We start from the raw sequence: 3,121 nt of genomic DNA on the forward strand, positions 1-3,121 counted from the left end.
CCGCAGCGTCTTGACACAGAGGGGAGCCATGATCGTGCGTTCCGTCTAGGCGTCGGCGGCGCACCAGAGCTGGAGCTCGGCGCTGCCGGAGTAGACGTACGACAGCCCCGTGAACCCGTGGCCACCGGCGAACTGCGTTCGCAACGCGTCGCCGTCGGCGAGCTGGTACAGGTCGCGGACGATCACGCCGTCGGCGTCCGAGACGACGACGGTGACCGTGCGGCCCTCGGGCGCCTCACCGATGTACGACACGGCGAGGCGGAACGGCGCCACGGTGAGCTCCTCGGGCGCCGCCGCACCACCGTCGACGCGGTCGACCGTGAGGGTCGTCGACTCCTCGCCCCCGGCGCTGCCGGCCTCCAGCCGGACGTGGGTCGTGCAGGTGATGGCCGGCGGCAGGTCGGCGCCGGACGCGCCGGCCGTGCACCCCCCGGACGTCACGAGGGCGACGAGCACCAGCAACGAGGTGCCGAGGCGGCGCGACGCTGTACCCATCGCGGCACCGTAGCGGGCCGGGCTGCTCGCCACGGCTGACAGAAGTGCGCGAGCAGCGCCCGCCGGGTCAGGACTTCGTCGTCGTCAGACGGTCGGCGTCCTCGCCGCTGCGCGCGCCGCCGGTGCGTCCGCGCGGAGCCGCACCGCCCTCGACGGGCGTGCCGGTGGACGTCCGTCGCTCGGTGCGCGCGGCCGTCCGACGCCTGCGCGACGCCGCGACGGCGCCGTCGACCGCGACGCACAGCAGCGCGGTCGCGAGCATGCCGGCGAGGACGGTGCCCAGGACGACCCGTGCGCGGTCGGGGAACTCCTGCTGCGGCGCGGTCGCCGGGCGGGTGAGGATCGCGGTCATGAGCTGGTCGGCCGGCGCGCCGGCGCGCTGCTGGATGTCGGCGAGGATCTCGGGTGCCTCCTCCTGCAGCACGAGGAGCGCCGCGAGCGCACCCTCCGGGTCCGGTGCGGAGGCGCCCACCGTGAAGAAGCTCTCGGCGCGCTGGGTGTTGGTCTGCACCGTGAACGACGCGCCCGGCGCCTCGTCGGACAGGTCGATGTTGCCGTGCCCGATGCTGTCGGCGAGCAGCCCCGCGAGCGTCGTCGTCGCGTCCCCGTAGGGGTTGCCCATCGTGACCAGCGGGTCCTGCGACTGCTGTGCCTGCAGGTAGGCCGGGCTGCGCACCACGCTCACGACGGTCGTGGAGGAGTACACCGGCTCGGCCTGCTGCCAGAGCTGGGACGCGAGGAAGCCCGTGACGCCCAGGACGACGACGGCCACGTACCAGCGGCGGGCAAGGGCTCCGAACACGCTCGAGATGTTCACGGGGCGGTGCTCACTTCCTTCTGGGGTGCCTGGGCGTTCGGGCTCATGGCGCGACAAGTCAAGCAGAGGTGGTCGGGCGTCCGGCAGGGGCGCGGGTGGACTCGTCGCGTTCCCAGCGCTCGTCGCCGCGGCGCAGCTTGCGCTCGGCGAGTACGCGCACCGCGACCGTGACGCCGAGGAAGACGAGCGCATGGGGCAGGTCGCGCGGGGACCGCGCGCGCCGCACGACGTAGCGCAGGGTCGAGTCGTCGGGCTGGGTAGCGAGCGTGGGGACGTCCTGCGCGAGCCGCCGGTTGCCCGCACGCGTGCGGACGCCGCGGTGCACGAGGGACCGCACCGTCCGCGCCACCCGGACGTCGAACGAGCCCGGGCTGGTCCGCCGCTCGTCGGCCCGGAAGGACCGGCGCACGTAGTCGTCCTCGGCGACGATCGCCGGGAACGGCGCGATGCGCGCGTGCCCCTCGTGGCTCAGGGCGAAGATCCCGGAGCCCACGTAGCCGTGCTGCAGCACGGGCAGGTCGCGCCAGATGCGGTAGTAGGAGCGGACGAGCGGCGAGCAGCCGGTCGTCACCGGGTTCAGGCGCGGGGCCGCCGCCAGGACGCCGGGCTCCTCGAGCGTCGCGACGACACCGCGCAGCGTCGCCGAGTCCACCTCGATGTCGGCGTCGAGGTAGATGCGCGGGAACGTCGTCGCGACGGCATCGGCCGCGTTGAGCGCCCCGGGCTTCCCCGGCTCGGGTCGGTCGATCACGACGGGCGCGAGCGGGTGGGCGCGCGCGATCTCGACCGTGCGGTCGGTGCACCCGTTGGCCGTCACGACGACCTCCCACTCGCCGGGCTCGGCGTCGGCGTGCAGGGCGTCGAGGCACCGTGCGATGACGGCCTCCTCGTCGTGGGCCGGCACCACGATGCTCGCGCGGGGGCTCACCGCTCGCCCGCCGTCGGGACGCCCGCGAGTCCCAGCACGTCCCACCACTGCTCGGCGCGGCGCGTCCACGTGTGGCCGGCCGCGAAGGCACGGCACGCCTCCCGGAGCGCCTCGTCGGCCTCGCCTGCGGCCGCGACGACCGCCGCGGCGAAGGGTGCGACGTCATCGCGCACGCGGACGTGGTCGCTGCCGAGCCAGTCGATCGCCGGCAGCGGGGTCGAGACGACCGGCAGCCCCGCGGCGAGGTACTCGAGCACCTTGAGCGGGAAGCTGGCCTGGTTGAACGAGCTCGAGTCGTAGGGCACGAGCCCGACGTCGCAGCCCGCGAGCACCGCGGCGACCTCGTCAGGCGGCAGGGGTCCCCGCCAGTCGACCCGCGCATCAGCCAGCACGGCCTCGACCGCCGAGCGCTGCTCGCCCTCGGGGAACGTCCGCGCGAGTGCGCCGACGACGACGAGCTCGCAGCCCGCGTCCAGGACGGCGCGCAGGAGGTCCGGCCGCACGCGGGGCGAGACACCGCCGAGCAGCACGGCGCGCGGCGCGCGGCCCTGCGGTGCGCCGCGGCGCACCGGGTCCGTGCCCACCGTGCAGCCGGCCGGGATGACGTGCGCCTCGACGTCGAAGCGCCGGAGGCGGTCCCGCAGCACGGGGGAGACGGTGACGACGGCGGCGGAGGCCGCGACCGCACCCGCCAGCTCCGCCTCGAGCGCCCGCGGGTCCTGACCGATGAGGGCGGCGCCCGCGACGTAGTCGTCCTTGACGAGCAGCACCTGACGTCCGCCGAGCACGCCGAGCGCCGCGGACGCCCCCGTGGTGACGACGGCGTCGGCCGGGCCGCCCAGCCACCGCACGGCGCGCGTGCCGGACCGACGGGCGGCGGC

General features: G+C 75.4%; 4 protein-coding genes. All 4 read right to left on the reverse strand.

What is annotated here, in order from left to right; translation table 11 throughout:
- Positions 1-45 precede the first annotated feature (45 nt).
- Complete coding sequence (locus tag ICW40_RS19930; RefSeq protein WP_221655722.1) at positions 46-495, reverse strand: hypothetical protein; 450 nt, start codon at positions 493-495, stop codon at positions 46-48.
- Positions 496-562: 67 nt separating this feature from the next.
- Positions 563-1,312, reverse strand: coding sequence for a hypothetical protein (locus tag ICW40_RS19935; protein WP_221655723.1), 750 nt, complete (start codon positions 1,310-1,312; stop codon positions 563-565).
- 58 nt (positions 1,313-1,370) lie between these two features.
- On the reverse strand, positions 1,371-2,240 hold the full coding sequence (locus ICW40_RS19940; RefSeq protein ID WP_221655724.1) for a glycosyltransferase: 870 nt from the start codon (positions 2,238-2,240) through the stop codon (positions 1,371-1,373).
- The coding region (locus tag ICW40_RS19945; protein WP_221655725.1) for a glycosyltransferase at positions 2,237-3,121 on the reverse strand (885 nt) is incomplete at its 5' end. The genes ICW40_RS19940 and ICW40_RS19945, both read right to left, overlap by 4 nt.

Origin of the sequence: Actinotalea ferrariae (assembly GCF_019733465.1) — a bacterium.
Lineage (GTDB): Bacteria > Actinomycetota > Actinomycetes > Actinomycetales > Cellulomonadaceae > Actinotalea > Actinotalea ferrariae_A.